The sequence below is a fragment of the Streptomyces sp. MK37H genome (assembly GCF_018035285.1).
In the GTDB taxonomy this organism is placed as follows: domain Bacteria; phylum Actinomycetota; class Actinomycetes; order Streptomycetales; family Streptomycetaceae; genus Streptomyces; species Streptomyces endocoffeicus.
Window position 1 is genome coordinate 1 of record NZ_JAAAYH010000216.1, and the last position, 15,257, is coordinate 15,257.

The following is a 15,257-nucleotide window of genomic DNA, read 5'->3' on the forward strand; positions in this document are numbered from 1 at the left end:
ACCCAGCGCATCGCCGCGGGTGCCACCGAGTTGGAGCGGCGGCTCGCCGATCTGCTCCGGGACGGCCTGGCCTCCGCCGACCGCGCGGGGTACGGGGCGTGGGACGAGACGGCCGCGCGGATGATCGACGCCCAGGCTCCGGGTCTCGAGGCGCGGGCGCGGGAGCTGGCCGCGATTCCGTCGTCCGGGCCGGGGTGGCCCGCCCGGCTGCTGGAGGAGTGCGCACTGGCCCACCTGCTCAACCAGGGCTTTCTCCACCTGGACCGCCTCCCGGAGAAGCTGGCCGCCACCACGCGCACCCGCGTGGGGCTCACGACGCCGGTGGCCGAGCTGCTGGCGACGGAGGAGGCGATCCGGGACCGCTGGCTGGTCCTGGGCCGCCAGGACGGCACGGACGGCAGGCTGACCACGCGCCGGATCTGGCTGCGGGGCGAGCGTACGCACCGTATGGCGCTGCTGCTCTCGTTCAGCGCCCCCGGCCAGTCCCCCGAGCTCGCGCTGCCCACCGGCCTGGTGCTCGACGCGGACCTCGCGTATTACCCGGCGGCCCGGCCGCTGCGGGCGGCGATCGGCACCCGGCACGAGGAGGTGGCGGAGGCGGCGTCTCCTACGGCGTCTCCAACCCCCGAGGGGTGCGATGTCGAGACCGCGCTCGCGGCCTATGGGGCGGCGCTCGGGGAGGATCCATGGCTGGACGGCTGGCCGGTGGTGCTCGCCGATGTGGTGCCGGTCCCGGGGGACGACGGATGGCAGCTGGCGGACGAGCGGAGCGGTTCGGCGCTGCCCGTCGATCCGCGCTGCGCGGGGCGCACCGATCTGTGGCAGCTGATGGCGATATCCGGCGGTGGCCCGGTCACCGTCTTCGGCGAGTGCGGCCATCGCGGCTTCTCGCCCATCACCACCTGGGATCCGACCCCCGTCTCGCTCATCGGCACGGCAGCGCAGGGAGGCATCCGTTGACCAGTACGACGCCCATCGCGTCCAGCACGTCCGTCGCGTCCACCGCGTCCACCGCGTCCACCGCGTCCACCGCGTCCACCGCGTCCACCGCGTCCTGGGACGATCTTGTGGCGGCCGCGCTGCTCGGCACCGAGCGGCGCACGCCGCCCGTCGCACCGCGCCCCGGGCAGGACGCGCCGTCCGCCCTGCTGGACGCGGCCGCGCTCAGCACGGTGCGGCGGCGGGCCGGGCTGCGGCCCGCGCCCGCCCGGCCGGGGCCGGGCCGGGCGCCCGAGGATCCGCGGCCGGCGCTGCCCACGGCCGCCCGCAGCAGGCTGGCGCTGCTGCTCGCCGACCGTTCGGCACCGGGGCGCGGCGGTTCGCGCTCCGCGCCCGACCTCGCCGAACTGCTGCCGCAGTGGCTCGCGCTGGCCAATCACCACGGCTATCGCGTGCCGGACGCGCTGCTCCCGGCGCTGCTCGACGCGGCCCGCGCCCGCACCGACCTGCGGATCGAGGCGCTGACGCTCGGCGGGCCACGTGCGCTGTGGCTGGCCCGGCTCAACCCGGACTGGAAGTTCGCGCTGCGGGGCGCGGCGGGCCGGGCGTCCGCATCGCTCCCGGAGCCGTCCGGGGCGGCCGCCACACCGGACGAGGAACAGCGGCTGTGGGAGGAGGGGTTGTTCGCCGAGCGGGTGTCGCTGCTGGCGGCGGCCCGCCACCGCGACCCGGCGGCGGGGCTGGCGCTGCTCAGCGGCACCTGGTCCACCGAGCGGGCCGAGGACCGGCTGATGTTCCTGGACTCGCTGCGTGACGATCTCTCCCCGTCCGATGAGCCGTTCCTCGAACAGGCGCTGTCCGACCGCAGCCGGAACGTCCGGGCGACCGCCGCCGAGCTGCTCTCCGCACTCCCCGGCTCGGCGCTCGCCGCGCGCATGGCCCAGCGGTCGCGGGGCTGTGTGTCACTGACCGCGGATGAGCCGACCGCTGATGGGCTGACCGCCGAGGGGGCGACCGCCGAGGGGGCGACCGCCGACGGGCTGACCGCCGCCGAGCCGACGTCCGCCGAACGGACGCCCCGGATAACCATCCGCCCGCCGGACGAGTGCGACAGCGGAATGCAGCGCGACGGCATCGTGCCCAAGCCGCCCTCCGGCCGGGGGGAACGGTCCTGGTGGCTGGGTCAGTTGGTGGAGGCGACCCCGCTGGACCGCTGGAGCGAATGGTTCGGCGGACGCGGTCCCGCCGAGATCGTGGCGCTGCCCGTCGCGGACGGCTGGCGGGCGGATCTCCACGCGGCCTGGTGCCGGGCCGCGGTGCGACAGCGCAGCGCCGAGTGGTGCCGTGCGCTGCTCGGCACCCCGGCGGTCGCGCCGGTCACCGCCGGGGAGGCGGCCCCCGCCGCCTGGCGCGACCCGGCGAAGCTGCTCTCCGCGCTGCCCTCCCGGGAACGGGCGGAGTGGGTCGCCGAGTCCATCGCGTCCCACGGCCTGTCCGACGCCTTCCGGCTGCTCGGGGTGTGCGCGGTGCCCTGGGCCGAACCGCTGGGCCGGGCCGTCGTCGACGCCCTGGACATCGCCCGCGACGCGGGCAGCTACCCCTGGAGCTTCAGCGGCGTCATGGGCCTGGCGGAGCGCTGCCTGGACCCGACCCAGGCGGACCGCCTCGAAGTGCTGACGGCGATACCGGACGAGAGAGAGGGAGCGGCCCCGGGAGCCGGGGGCTACTGGGCGGAGGCATTCCAACGCCTGGTGGGCACGCTCCGGCTAAGAGAAGCGATGCGAGCGGAGCTCGACCCGAACTGACCCGGACCGGCCTCCGGGTCGGCGGATGCCCTCGGCTCCGGTCGAGCTCGGCGGGTCGGGCTCCGGGCCGGTTGACTCGGAGTCCCCAGTCGATTCCGCGCCCGGGCGTCAGGCTCCGGGCCGAGACCCGGGCATCTGCCCCCGCGGCGTCTGCGGAGCAACGGCCTCCGGGCCCGCGGATGCCCCGCGCCTCGGTCGCGCTCCGGCTCCCCGGCCTGGCTCAGTTCCCAGGCCCAGGCCCAGGCCAGAAGCCGGGCGGCCGGGCGACCGGCTGCGGGGCGAGGTCCGGCGGCGGGTCAGGCGGCTACCGGGCGGACGTTTTCGCGGACCCAGTCGACGATGGCTGTCGTGGTCGCGCCCGGGGTGAAGATCTCTGCGACGCCCTGCTCCTTGAGCAGGGGGATGTCCGCCTCGGGGATGATCCCGCCGCCGAAGACCTTGATGTCCTCCGCGTCGCGCTCCCGCAGCAGCTCCAGCACCTTGGCGAACAGGGTCATATGGGCACCGGACAGGATGGACAGCCCGATCGCGTCGGCGTCCTCCTGGATCGCGGTGTCGACGATCTGCTCGGGGGTCTGGTGGAGCCCGGTGTAGATGACCTCCATGCCCGCGTCGCGCAGTGCCCGCGCGATCACCTTCGCACCACGGTCATGGCCGTCCAGCCCCGGTTTGGCCACCACCACACGGATCGGACCGGTCACACCCATCGCAGCCTCCAAGCCGTCACACGCTCGCCCACATCGATGTGAACGAACGTTATCCGGAGCATCCCCCTACCCGGCAGTTTCGCGGCGCGCACCGAGGGGGAAATCACACGTGGGACACGTTCACTGAAGGCCGCACCCGTACCCGCATCCGCATCCGCATCCGCGCGCATCGCACACCGCGCATCGCACACCGCGCATCGCGCATCCGCCGTGCGGACGCCGCATACGCTCGGGCCGGCCACATCAGGGGAGCCGCAGCGGGGACCGTCGCACCGCGCAGCGCCGCTGCGAGCCGCATGGCGCCGCGGTGCGACGGGCGGTCCTGCGTCATGCGGTCACAGCGCCATTCACCGTGCGGTGCCGGGCATCGGGCCACCGCACGGCCGAAGTCGTCGCCCTGACCGGGGCCCATGACCACGACCGGCACGTCCGAAGCGAACGGCTGCCCATGAGGGCATTCGGGGGGAGTCCAGCCGCCTCTCGTGCGCCGCATCGCGGGAGGTCGGCCGCCATGGGCCTCATACACAGCCAGAGCAACCAGAACATCCAGAGCACCCGGGACGCCCGGCACATCCGGGCCATCGCCCTCGACCTGGCGCTGCTCGCCGGGCATCTGCTGCTCTACCCGACCGGGCTCCGTCAGGAGCGCCCACCCGGTACGGCGCCGTGCCTCCCCATGGACAGCCCGGCCCATCGCCCCGTCCTGCTTCTCCACGGCTTCATCGACAACCGGTCCGTCTTCGTCCCGCTGCGCCGCTCGCTCGGCCGTCACGGCCGTCAGCACATCGAGGCGCTCAACTACTCGCCGCTGCTGTGCGACCTCCGCACCGCCGCCGCGCTGCTCGGCCGCCATGTCGAGGATGTCTGCGCCCGTACCGGCCACGGCCAGGTGGATGTCATCGGGCACAGCCTGGGCGGTCTGATCGCCCGTTACTACGTCCAGCGTCTCGGCGGGGACGCCCGCGTCCACACCCTGGTGACGCTCGGCACCCCGCACAGCGGCACACGTATCGCGCCCCTGTTGTCCGCACATCCACTCGTGCGTCAGATGTGCCCGGACTCCTCGGTGATAACGGAGTTGCGGCAGCCTGCCCCCGATTGCCGTACGCGATTCATCGCTTTCTGGAGCGATGTGGATCAGTTGATGATCCCGAAGGAGACGGCCCGGATAGACCATCCGGATGTGATCTCCCGCAACATCCGCGTCAACGGAATCGGACATCTCGCCCTGGCGGTGCATTTCTCCGTGACCGCCCGCATCCACGAGGCCCTGGACGCCGCCGACAAGGCGCCGGCGGACGCCTCTAGCGCGGTTCCCGATGGTTCAGAAGCCTCGGAATTGCCGAACGTCAATCGAACATCCGGCCAAGGAAGCACGTACAGTCAGCCGAAAGACGGCCAAATGCCCTTTGCCGAGATGCTCAAAACTCACGGAAGATTGTCGCTGCCGCGTACTGCCGGGTACAGTCGCCGCTAATTCTCCTGCAGCCGAGGCGAAAGAGAAGTGGTGGTGAACGACCGTCACCCGTCGGGGGCCTCTCCGACCGTCCCCGCTCCCGACGCCTCGTATCCGTACGACGAGGCTTACGGTCAGCGGCAGGACACAGAGCACGGCTACGTCGGGTACGACGGGTACTCCACCGGCAACTTCGCCCACCTGGCCACCGCCTACGGGGACGGCGACTACGGGGACGGCGACCCGCTCTACGGCGACAGCGACCCGCTCTTCGGCGCGCTTCCGGGCGCCTACGACGGCGGGCAGGGCGCCCACAGCGGTCAGTACGATGCCTCGCAGTGGGCCACGGTCGACCAGCCCCACCAGACCGGGTCGTACGCCACCGGCCATTACGACCTGGGCCACGACACGGGCCACCACGACACGGGCCACCACGACTCCGGCGCCTACGACACCACCGCGATGTGGGCCGCCTCCGGCTATCACCTGCCGACCGGCATCCCCGCCCAGCAGGACCCCGAGACCGGCGCCCAGTGGGACATCGGCGCCTGGGACACGGGCGCCACCGGCCACACCGAGCTGCCGGATCAGTGGGACCACGGGGTGGGGTTCGAGGCCGAGGCGTACACCTCGGGCGTGGACACCGGTCAGACCCAGGTCTGGGACACCTCCGTCTACGGGACCGGGGACGAGGCGCAGTACGACCACTCGGGGCTGAACCATCCGGGTTTCGACCAGCAGGGGCTCGACCACCACTCCGGCTTCGACCAGCCCGAGCACGAGCCCGACGCCTACGACCAGACGGCCGTCTTCGAGCCCAACGCCTTCGACCAGACCGCCGCGTTCGAGCAGACGGCCGCGTTCGAGCAGACCGCCGCGTTCGAGCAGGCCGTCATCCCCGAGCAGCCCGGCGCGTTCGAGCACACCGCCGTCTTCGAGCCGGTCGACAAGCCCGACCAGCCGTACGACCCCGGCCCCGAAGCGGAGCCTGAACCCGAGGCGGCGGTCATGCGGGAATCCGCCCCCTCCCCTCGCCGGGAGGTGAGCCGCGGCCGCCGCCGTACCCCCTCGCCCCGCCCCAAGCGCTCCGCGCTCCTCACCGTCGCCGTCCCCTCCGTCTGCGCTCTGGGCGTGACCGCCGTGGCCGCCGCCTCGGTCAGCGGCGTGGGGAGCGACAAGAAGGACGAGTCCACCACTCAGGCCGCCTCCGACACCGGAGGGGCTCCAGTGAAGCCCTCCGTCGCCAACAGCAAACTGGACTCCCAGCTCGCCGGGGTCCGGGAGGGCGCCGACGACTTCCGCGACCGCACCAGCCGCGCCCAGGAGCGGATCGACCTCCAGGCGCGCCAGGCCGCCGAGAAGAAGCGGAAGGCCGCCGAGGCCGCGCGGAAGGAGGCGCTGCGCCCGAAGTTCGCACTGCCCGTAGCCCAGCACGGCCTGAGCGCCATGTTCGGCCAGGCCGGTATCAACTGGATGTCGGTGCACACCGGCATCGACTTCCCGGTGAGCTACGGGACGCCCGTGATGGCCGCCACCGACGGCACCGTAAGGACGCAGTGGAACGATGCCTACGGCAATATGGTCGTTCTGACCAGCCCAGACGGCACGGAGACCTGGTACTGCCACCTCAGCAGCGCCAAGATCCGCTCCGGGACCGTCAAGGCCGGGGAGACCATCGCGTACTCCGGGAACTCCGGTAACTCCACCGGCCCGCATCTGCACTTCGAGGTCCACCCCGGCGGGGGCGCGGCCATCGACCCGCTGCCCTGGCTGCGCGGCCACGGCCTCGACCCGACCTGACCGGGGCCTTCCAGCACTGACCGCCGTAGGCGCGCCCACCGGCGCGCTACAGCCTCGGCATCCGGCCCCCGCCGGCCCCCGCTACAGCTTCTCCACCGGTGCGTACCGCAGCAGCAGCCGCTTCGGCTTCTCGTCGCCGAAGTCGATCGTCGCCTCCGCGTTGTCCCCGCTGCCCTTGACCGCCACCACCGTGCCGAGGCCGAACGAGTCATGGGTGACCCGGTCGCCTATGGCCAGGGCGACCACCGGGCGCTCCTTGGCCCGCCGGGTGGCGAACCCGCTGCCCCCGGTGCGCGAACGCGACGTCGACAGACCGGACGACAGCCCCGACGGCGGGGTCGAGGCGATGCCGCCCATGGAGGCCGACGGGGTGGCGGGCCCGGTGCGCCGCCAGCGCACATACTGGTCCGGGATCTCCTCCAGGAAGCGGGACGGCGGGTTGTACGCGGGCTGTCCCCAGGCGCTGCGCATCGTCGAGCGGGTCAGATAGAGCCGCTCGCGGGCCCGGGTGATCCCGACGTAGGCCAGCCGCCGCTCCTCCTCCAATTCCTTGGTCTGGCCGAGGGCCCGCATATGCGGGAAGACGCCGTCCTCCATGCCGCTGAGGAAGACGACCGGGAACTCCAGGCCCTTCGCCGTGTGCAGGGTCATCAGCGTGATCACGCCGGAGCCCTCGGTGTCCTCGTCGGGGATCTGGTCGGAGTCGGCGACGAGCGCGACCTGCTCCAGGAAGTCCGCGAGGGTGCCGGGGTTCTCCTCGCCGCGGTCCTGCTCGAACTCCAGGGCCACGGCGGCGAGCTCCTGGAGGTTCTCGATCCGGGTCTCGTCCTGCGGATCGGTGGACGCCTGGAGCTCGGCCAGATAGCCGGTGCGCTCCAGCACCGCCTCCAGGACGGTGGCCGGGCCCGCCCCGGACTCCACGATGGTGTGCAGCTCCTCCATGAGCGTGTTGAACCGCTTGACGGCGTTGGCCGAGCGGGCCGCCATGCCGTACGCCTCGTCGACCCGGCGCAGCGCCTGCGGGAAGGTGATCTTCTCGCGCAGCGACAGTGCGTCGATCATGGCCTCCGCGCGCTCGCCGATGCCGCGCTTGGGCACGTTCAGGATCCGGCGCAGCGGGACGGAGTCCTCGGGGTTGGCCAGCACCCGCAGATACGCGAGGACGTCCCGGACCTCCTTGCGCTCGTAGAAGCGCACCCCGCCGACGACCTTGTACGGCAGCCCGACGCGGATGAAGACCTCTTCGAAGACACGGGACTGGGCGTTGGTGCGGTAGAAGACCGCCACGTCCCCGGCCTTGGCGTCGCCCGCGTCCGTCAGCCGGTCGATCTCGTCGGCGACGAACTGGGCCTCGTCGTGCTCGGTGTCGGCCACATAGCCGGTGATCTCGGCCCCGGCGCCGGCATCCGTCCACAGGTTCTTCGGGCGGCGGTTCTCATTGCGCTCGATGACCGCGTTGGCCGCGCTCAGGATGGTCTGGGTCGAGCGGTAGTTCTGCTCGAGGAGGATCGTCCGCGCGGTGGGGTAGTCCTCCTCGAACTGGAGGATGTTACGGATCGTGGCGCCCCGGAAGGCGTAGATCGACTGGTCGGCGTCGCCCACCACGCACAGCTCGGCGGCCGTGGTCTCCTCGGTGTCGGTGCCCACCAGCTCGCGCACGAGTGTGTACTGCGCGTGGTTGGTGTCCTGGTACTCGTCCACCAGGACATGCCGGAAGCGGCGGCGGTAGTGCTCGGCGACGTCCGGGAACGCCTGGAGCAGATTGACCGTGGTCATGATGATGTCGTCGAAGTCCAGCGCGTTGGCCTCGCGCAGCCGCGCCTGGTACATCGCATACGCCTCGGCCAGGGTCTTCTCAAAGCCGTCCGTAGCCTGTCCGGCGAAGGTCTCCTCGTCGATCAGCTCGTTCTTGAGGTTGGAGATCTTGGCGCTGAAGGACTTCGGCGGGAACCGCTTGGGGTCGAGGTCCAGATCCCGGCAGACCAGGGACATCAGCCGCTTGGAGTCGGCCGCGTCGTAGATCGAGAACGACGAGGTGAAGCCCAGCTTCTTCGACTCCCGGCGCAGGATGCGGACGCAGGCGCTGTGGAACGTGGACACCCACATGGCGTTGGCCCGCGGGCCGACGAGCTCCTCGACGCGCTCCTTCATCTCGCCCGCCGCCTTGTTGGTGAAGGTGATGGCGAGGATCTGGCCGGGGTGGGTGCCACGGGCGCCGAGCAGATAGGCGATGCGGTGGGTGAGCACCCGGGTCTTGCCGGAGCCGGCGCCCGCGACGATCAGCAGCGGCGAACCGGTGTGCTCCACGGCCGCCCTCTGCTGCTCGTTCAACCCCTCGAGCAGGGCGGACGGGTCCACGACGGGCCGGGCCGCGCCGTCCCGGTAGTGGGCCTCCCGGGGCACGGGCGCGTCGAAATCGCCGCTGAAGAGGTGATGCGGCACGTCCTCGGCGCCACCGTGGCCAGGGGGCGCCGAATCCTCGGGCGGCGGTGGCCGCTCCTCGTCCGAAGGAGGCCCGAGGTCCGCCAGGAAGCTGTCGTCAAAGAGGCTGCTCATCGCTCCCCGAGTCTAGGCCGCCCCACTGACAGCCGACGTCCGAACATCACGAAACGGTTTCGACCAAAACGGCCACCAGTCTTCACAGGAGCCCCACGCGTTGGCTACCGTCCTGCGTCAGGCGGCCCGGAAGATCCGTCGGCGAACCACGTCGGCACGGGCGGCCTCCGCCGAGTCCGGTACGCCGTGAGGCGCCCGGAGCCGGGGACCCGCCCTCCTAGCCCCCCTTCGGGGAGGAGGGGCCCTCGCAACACCGGGGTGAATCGGCCCGACCGGTCTGGCACGCGAGTGCCGCCCGGACACGGCCGTAGGGCAACCTTCCGAACCGCCCGAACCCGACAGCTAACCCGGTAGGCGGTCCACGGAAGGAGTCGCCTCCCTTGGCGTCGCACCGCAAGCCGCGGAGCCGAATACCCGCCCCGCTCACCGGTCACAGCCGCCGTACGGCCGTCGGGTTCACCACGGCCGCCCTCGCATCCGTCACCCTCCTCTCCCAGTCGGCCAACGCCGCGCCCACCGACCCCAAGCCGGCCGCCCAGTCGATCGAGCAGGTGAAGGAGAAGGTCGACACCCTCTACCACCAGGCGGAGACCGCCACCCAGCGCTACAACGCCGCCAAGGAGCGCACCGACCAGCAACGGGCCAAGGTCGACAAGCTGCTGGACTCCGTCGCCCAGCGCACCGAGAAGCTCAACGAGGCGCGGCGCATGCTCGGCACCTACGCCGCCGCCCAGTACCGCGACGGCGGAATGGCCCGCTCCGCCGCGACCCTGCTGTTCTCCAACGATCCGCAGGACGTCTTCGACCAGTCGCATCTGATGGACCGGATGACCGGCCGGCAGAAGCAGGCCGTCGACGACTTCCAGAAGCAGCGGGTGAAGGCCGCCAAGGAGCGCGGTAAGGCCAGCGAGAGCCTCGCCTCGCTGACCGCGTCCCAGAAGCAGCTGAAGGTCCAGAAGAAGACCGTCCAGGACAAGCTGACTGAGGCGCGGCGGCTGCTGGCGAATCTGACCGCCAAGGAGAAGGCGCGGCTGGCGGCGATCGAGAAGAAGAAGGCGGAAGAGGCCCGCCGTAAGGCCGCCGAGCTGGCCGAGAAGCAGCGGCAGGAGGCGGCCGCGCGCAAGAAGCAGCAGGAGCAGAACGCGGGTGGCTCCGGTTCGACGGCGCCCTCCACGCCCTCGGCCCCGGCCAACAGCTCCAAGGCGGCCCAGGCCATCGCCTTCGCCAAGGCGCAGCTCGGCAAGCCGTACGTCTGGGGCGCGACCGGGCCCAGCTCCTTCGACTGCTCGGGGCTGACGCAGGCGGCCTGGAAGTCCGCCGGGATCTCGCTGCCGCGCACCACCTGGGACCAGGTGAAGGCCGGTACGCGGGTCTCGACGTCCCAACTCCAGCCGGGCGATCTCGTCTTCTTCTACGACGACATCAGCCATGTCGGCCTCTACATCGGCGACGGGATGATGATCCACGCCCCGAAGCCGGGCGATGTGGTGAAGAAGGCACCGATCACGGAGATGCCGATCTACGGGAGCGTGCGGCCCTCGTAGGCCCCTGAACCTGACGATGCCGCCGCCCGGGGCCGGACCCCGGGCAGCGGCATCGTCATCGGCTCAGCAGCGCCGTCAGTGGCTCAGCGGCGCCGTCAGTGGCTCACGTGCCGGGCTTGCGCCCGTAGACGTACACGTCGTCGCCGTTCTTCAGCAGGCTCCAGTACTTCTTGGCCTCGCCCTTACGCATGTTGACGCAGCCGTGGGAGCCGGGCGGGGACCATACGCTGCCGTCGATCGAGTGAAACGCCTGGCCGCCGTCGAAGAACTGGCTGTAGGGCATGGCGACCTTGTAGAGCGTCGACCAGTGGTTGATGTTCCGCCAGTAGATCCTCTTCAGCCCGGTGCGGGTCTCGAAGCCGTCCCGCCCGGACCGCACCGGCACCGGTCCGTAGACCAGCCGGGAGCCGTCCTGTACCCAGCTCAGCTGGCGGGTGAGGTCCACGCAGGCGATACGGCCCTTGTTGACCGGGCACTTCTTCGCCGCGTTCGGATTGTGCCCGGCGGCCTTCTGGGCGCTGATGAGGCTCATCACGCCCGAGGTGATCGGGCCCGCGTAGCCGATCGTCGGGCTGATGCCGTGGTCGATCTGGAACTTCTGGATCGCGAGACAGTCCGCCCGCGACTGCCGCCCGTCCACGGGACGGCCCAGGAACCGCTCGGCCTGCTGCTGGTACGGCCCGGCGGTGGTCGTGCACGACGACGCGGCCATGCTCACCGGTGTCACCGTGCCGGCCGACCGGCCCAGCGGCCGTGCCTGAGCCTGCGCCGGACCGGCGACGGCCACCGCGAGCGGCACCGCCATCCCCGCCAGCCCCAGCGCGACACCCACGCGCCGCCTATGACTTCCGACTGCCCCCACTACCCCCATTGGCCACTCCTCTCGACTGCCTCGCTCTTTACTAAGACAGCTCGCGAGTGCAAACGGTTGCCTCTGGATCGTGTCGCGTTGTCTTGGGATTACCCCCAGAACATTCGTTCGTCAGGTCCACAGCACGGCGATGAAGATGTTTGCCGTTGTCAAGGCGCCCACCGCGCCGAAGGCGGCCGACTCTACCTTCTCCTCGTCGCGCTTCACATAGACCAGGCCGAGAATTACGACCAATAGCGCCAGCTTTACACCGATTTTGACGGTGTTGACGCTGTTGTCGTCCGCCTGGTTGAGCCCGACCAGCGCCACGCCGGTCACCAGCATGGTCAGCGCGCCGTGCAGCATCGCCGGGATCATCCGGGCCTCGCCCGCGCGCGCGGCTTTGAGCTGCGAGAAGAAGCCGCCGAGCAGCGCGCCGATGCCGACGATGTGGAGGCCGACGAACACGTGAATGAGTACGTCCATGGCTCCGGAGACTAGCCGCGCGCATATCATCGCCCGGCACTCGGGTGGAGCCCTATCGCCGCTTCGATCACGGCCGCCCCACACTCCCGACCACCCCACTCGCCAGGCGATCAGCAGCCGTCACGGGACCGACGAAATCCGTGCACTCCCGTTCAATCCCCCGCACGGCACCCGCTTTCCGGCCTAGCTTCCTTCTCCAGGTGGCAGTCCGCTTCCCGTCAACCGAGGGTCCCCGCCTCATGGCGGACTGCCACCTGCCCGTCCGCTCCCCACAAGGGTCCAGGATCTACCGAATGTCCTGGATTGCCCAAACTGGATTGCCCAAGAAAGACCAGGTGAACCGCCGCAGTGGCGTCGCACAGGAAGCCCAAGCAGCGCTCGCTCACCAGCGGCACCGCCCGCGCGGCCGCGCTCCTCGCCCTCGCCGGCGCCGCGTCCGCCACCCTCCTCGACGGCACCGGGCACGCCGAGAACCGCCTCACCCCCGCTCAAGTGAAGGCGAAGGTCGACGAGTACCAGCGGGAGGCCGAGGAGGCCACCGAGCAGTACAACGGCGCGAGGGAGAAGGCCGACAAGGCCCGCCGGACGCTGGAGGCGCTGCGCGACCAGGCCGCCCGCCGCACCACCCGGCTCAACACCGCACGCAACGCCCTCGGGGCCTTCGCCACCGCCCAGTACCGCTCGGGGACGATCGCCCCGGCCCTCCAGCTCGCCCTGTCCTCCTCCCCCGACCAGTACCTGCAGCGCGCCTCGCTCGCCGAGCGCGCGGGGAGCCGCCAGGCCGCCCTGATCGCCACGATCGGCCGTCAGGAGCGGAAATTACGCCAGGTCCGCGGCGAGGCGGCCGACCGCCTCGCCGCTCTGCGCGCCTCCCGGGCGGCGGCCGCCCACCACAAGCGGACCGTCCAGGAGAAGCTCGCCGCCGCCGATCGCCTGCTCGACCGGCTGACCCTCGAGCAGCGGCAGCGCCTGCTGGCGGCGCGGGACGGCGACAAGGCCGCCGGCTCCCTCGCCCCCGCCGCGGGCCGCGCCGCCCGCGCCGTCTCCTACGCGTACGCGGCCCTCGGCAAGCCGTACGTCTGGGGTGCCACCGGTCCCCACGGCTACGACTGCTCGGGGCTCACCCAGGCCGCCTGGCGCGCCGCCGGGGTCGCCCTGCCCCGCACCACGTACACCCAGATCAACGCCGGACAGCGCGTCACCCGCGACCAACTGGCCCCCGGCGACCTGGTCTTCTTCTACTCCGGCATCAGCCATGTCGGCCTCTACATCGGCGGCGGCCGCATGATCCACGCCCCGCACCCCGGGGCCCCGGTCCGGTTGGCCTCCGTGGCGGACATGCCCTTCGCGGGGGCGGCCCGCCCGGCGTAGCGGTCCCGAGCCCACAAGGCAGACTGGCCGCATGCCACGCGAAGCCGAAATCGGGCCCGGACCCTCCGTCGTGCTGTCGGGGTACGGCCCGGTGGGCCGGGCCTACGCCGAGCGGCTGATCGGCGGCGCGCTGCCGCTGCGGCTCGCCGCCGTGCGCACCAGCGCGGCCGAGGGGCTGCCGCCGGAGCCGCGCACCGGCTGGGGCCCGCTGCCGCCGCTCGCCGAGACCCTGGAGCGTACCGGGGCGGCGGTGCTCGCCCAGGCCGTGCCGTCATCCCCGGCGGTGCGCGAACAGGCCGCCGCGGACGCGCTGTCGGCCCTGCGGCGAGGGGTCCATGTGGTGACCGCCACCAAGAGCCATCTGCTCAGCCACTGGGGCGAGCTGGGCCGCGCGGCGGCCGAGGGCGGCAGCCGTATCCGGATCTCGGGCGCCACCGGAGCCGCCCTCCCCACCGCCGACCTCGCGCGGATCGGCGTACGGGGCCTCGGCTGCCGTACGCTGCGCGCCTGCCCGAACGGCACCGCCACCTTCGTCCTCGACCGGCTGGCGGACGGCGGTGTGCTGCCCGACGCGGTCGCGGAGGCCCAGCGACGCGGTATCGCCGAGGCCGACCCGACGGCCGACCTCTCCGGCGCCGACGCGGCCGTGAAAGTGCGGCTGTTGGCGGCGCTGCTGTGGGGGTGGGACGCGACGGCCGTAAGGGCGGAGGCGGGCCCGGGGATCGACGCCGGGATGGCGGAGGCGGCCCGTACGGCTGCCGCGCGGGGCCGCCGTCTGCGGTCGGTCGCGACCGCGACCGCCGATGAACCGCTCGTCGTCCGCGTCGCGTTGGAGGAGACGGAACCGGGCGACCCCCTGCACGCCCTCCGGGGCCCCGAGAAGGCCGCCGTCTACGGCTGCCCCGACGCGGGCGACATCACGGTGAGCGGCGGCCGCTCCAGCCCACTGGGCGCGGCGCTCGCCATGGTGAAGGACACGCTGGATGTGGCGGGGCCGGTGGGTTACGGGTTCGCCTGAGCGGCGATCTGTCGGCGGGGCGCGGGGGATGACGGCGCTCTGTCGGCGGGGCGTCGGTGGCGACCGTAAGGCTGACACGTGTTCAGCGTGAGCCCCATTGGGGCCCCGCCCCCGCCCTTACGAACGCGAGGAGCCCCCGTATGCCTTCCGCGGCCCCGACCGAATCCTCGACCGAGCGGTGGGATGTCCACAGACTTCCGCGGGCCGACGGAAAGACCTTTCTCGTGACCGGGGGCAACGCGGGGATCGGGTACTTCGTCGCCGAACAGCTCGCCGATACGGGAGCCACCGTCGTCCTCGGCAGCCGGGACCCGGGCAGGGCGGACGCCGCCGTGGCCTCGATCCGCTCCCGGATCCCCGGCGCCCGGGTACGGCATATCCGGCTGGACCTCGCCGATCTCTCCTCGCTCGAAGCCTCCGCGGAAGCGCTGGGGCCGGACCGTCTGGACGCGGTCGTCCACAACGCCGGGGTGAAGTTCGACCAGCCGCCGCGCCATGAGACCGGGGACGGCCATGAGGCGATGTTCGGCATCAACCACCTGGGGCACTTCGCGCTGACCCACTGGCTGGCGCCACTGCTCGCGGCCGCCCCCGAGGGCCGCGTCATCACCACGGGCAGCTTCGCGGCCATGTCCGAACGGCTGGACCTGGACGACCTGGAGAGCACCCGCGGCTACGAGCCCGAGCGCACCTATGGGCGCTCGAAACTGGCCCAGATGCTCTTC

11 protein-coding genes, 1 pseudogene and 1 riboswitch are annotated in these 15,257 nt (G+C 71.9%); of the genes and pseudogenes, 8 read left to right on the forward strand and 4 right to left on the reverse strand.

The window, feature by feature from the left end; translation table 11 throughout:
- Together GWI24_RS26610 and GWI24_RS26615 are read left to right on the forward strand one after the other, a co-directional pair.
- On the forward strand, nucleotides 1-960 hold a 960-nt coding region (locus GWI24_RS26610; RefSeq protein ID WP_210948441.1), incomplete at its 5' end, for an SWIM zinc finger family protein.
- A gap of 107 nt (nucleotides 961-1,067) precedes the next feature.
- The gene (locus tag GWI24_RS26615; protein ID WP_210948450.1) at nucleotides 1,068-2,744 is read left to right on the forward strand and encodes a DUF5691 domain-containing protein; all 1,677 of its coding nucleotides are present in this window, start codon (nucleotides 1,068-1,070) and stop codon (nucleotides 2,742-2,744) included.
- 296 nt (nucleotides 2,745-3,040) lie between these two features.
- Here the strand turns inward: GWI24_RS26615 and GWI24_RS26620 are convergent, their stop codons facing one another.
- Nucleotides 3,041-3,451, reverse strand: a complete 411-nt coding sequence (locus tag GWI24_RS26620; RefSeq protein WP_210948442.1) for a cobalamin B12-binding domain-containing protein — start codon at nucleotides 3,449-3,451, stop codon at nucleotides 3,041-3,043.
- Nucleotides 3,452-3,962: 511 nt separating this feature from the next.
- Here GWI24_RS26620 and GWI24_RS26625 point away from each other — a divergent pair.
- Together GWI24_RS26625 and GWI24_RS26630 are read left to right on the forward strand one after the other, a co-directional pair.
- Nucleotides 3,963-4,766, forward strand: a pseudogene (locus tag GWI24_RS26625) (lipase family alpha/beta hydrolase); the annotation flags it as partial.
- A gap of 195 nt (nucleotides 4,767-4,961) precedes the next feature.
- Nucleotides 4,962-6,707: a M23 family metallopeptidase gene (locus GWI24_RS26630; protein ID WP_210948443.1), complete on the forward strand. Its 1,746-nt coding sequence runs from the start codon at nucleotides 4,962-4,964 to the stop codon at nucleotides 6,705-6,707.
- A gap of 81 nt (nucleotides 6,708-6,788) precedes the next feature.
- Here the strand turns inward: GWI24_RS26630 and pcrA are convergent, their stop codons facing one another.
- Nucleotides 6,789-9,263, reverse strand: a complete 2,475-nt coding sequence (pcrA, locus tag GWI24_RS26635) for a DNA helicase PcrA (protein WP_210948444.1) — start codon at nucleotides 9,261-9,263, stop codon at nucleotides 6,789-6,791.
- Between the two features lie 158 nt (nucleotides 9,264-9,421).
- Nucleotides 9,422-9,636, forward strand: a riboswitch (cyclic di-AMP (ydaO/yuaA leader).
- 7 nt (nucleotides 9,637-9,643) lie between these two features.
- Between pcrA and GWI24_RS26640 the strand changes: the two genes are divergently transcribed.
- Nucleotides 9,644-10,807 carry an NlpC/P60 family protein gene (locus tag GWI24_RS26640; RefSeq protein ID WP_210948445.1) on the forward strand — a complete coding sequence of 388 codons (1,164 nt, stop codon included), beginning with the start codon at nucleotides 9,644-9,646 and terminating at the stop codon, nucleotides 10,805-10,807.
- A gap of 103 nt (nucleotides 10,808-10,910) precedes the next feature.
- Here the strand turns inward: GWI24_RS26640 and GWI24_RS26645 are convergent, their stop codons facing one another.
- The gene (locus GWI24_RS26645; protein ID WP_210948446.1) at nucleotides 10,911-11,678 is read right to left on the reverse strand and encodes a L,D-transpeptidase; all 768 of its coding nucleotides are present in this window, start codon (nucleotides 11,676-11,678) and stop codon (nucleotides 10,911-10,913) included.
- A 111-nt stretch (nucleotides 11,679-11,789) separates the two neighbouring features.
- Nucleotides 11,790-12,143, reverse strand: coding sequence for a hypothetical protein (locus GWI24_RS26650; RefSeq protein ID WP_182467469.1), 354 nt, complete (start codon nucleotides 12,141-12,143; stop codon nucleotides 11,790-11,792).
- A gap of 348 nt (nucleotides 12,144-12,491) precedes the next feature.
- Here GWI24_RS26650 and GWI24_RS26655 point away from each other — a divergent pair, with 348 nt between their 5' ends.
- The 3 genes from GWI24_RS26655 to GWI24_RS26665 all read left to right on the forward strand — a co-directional run.
- On the forward strand, nucleotides 12,492-13,514 hold the full coding sequence (locus GWI24_RS26655) for an NlpC/P60 family protein (RefSeq protein WP_210948447.1): 1,023 nt from the start codon (nucleotides 12,492-12,494) through the stop codon (nucleotides 13,512-13,514).
- Between the two features lie 31 nt (nucleotides 13,515-13,545).
- Entirely contained in the window at nucleotides 13,546-14,532 is a 987-nt protein-coding gene (locus GWI24_RS26660; protein ID WP_210948448.1) for a homoserine dehydrogenase, read from the forward strand.
- A 140-nt stretch (nucleotides 14,533-14,672) separates the two neighbouring features.
- The coding region (locus GWI24_RS26665; protein WP_210948449.1) for an SDR family NAD(P)-dependent oxidoreductase at nucleotides 14,673-15,257 on the forward strand (585 nt) is incomplete at its 3' end.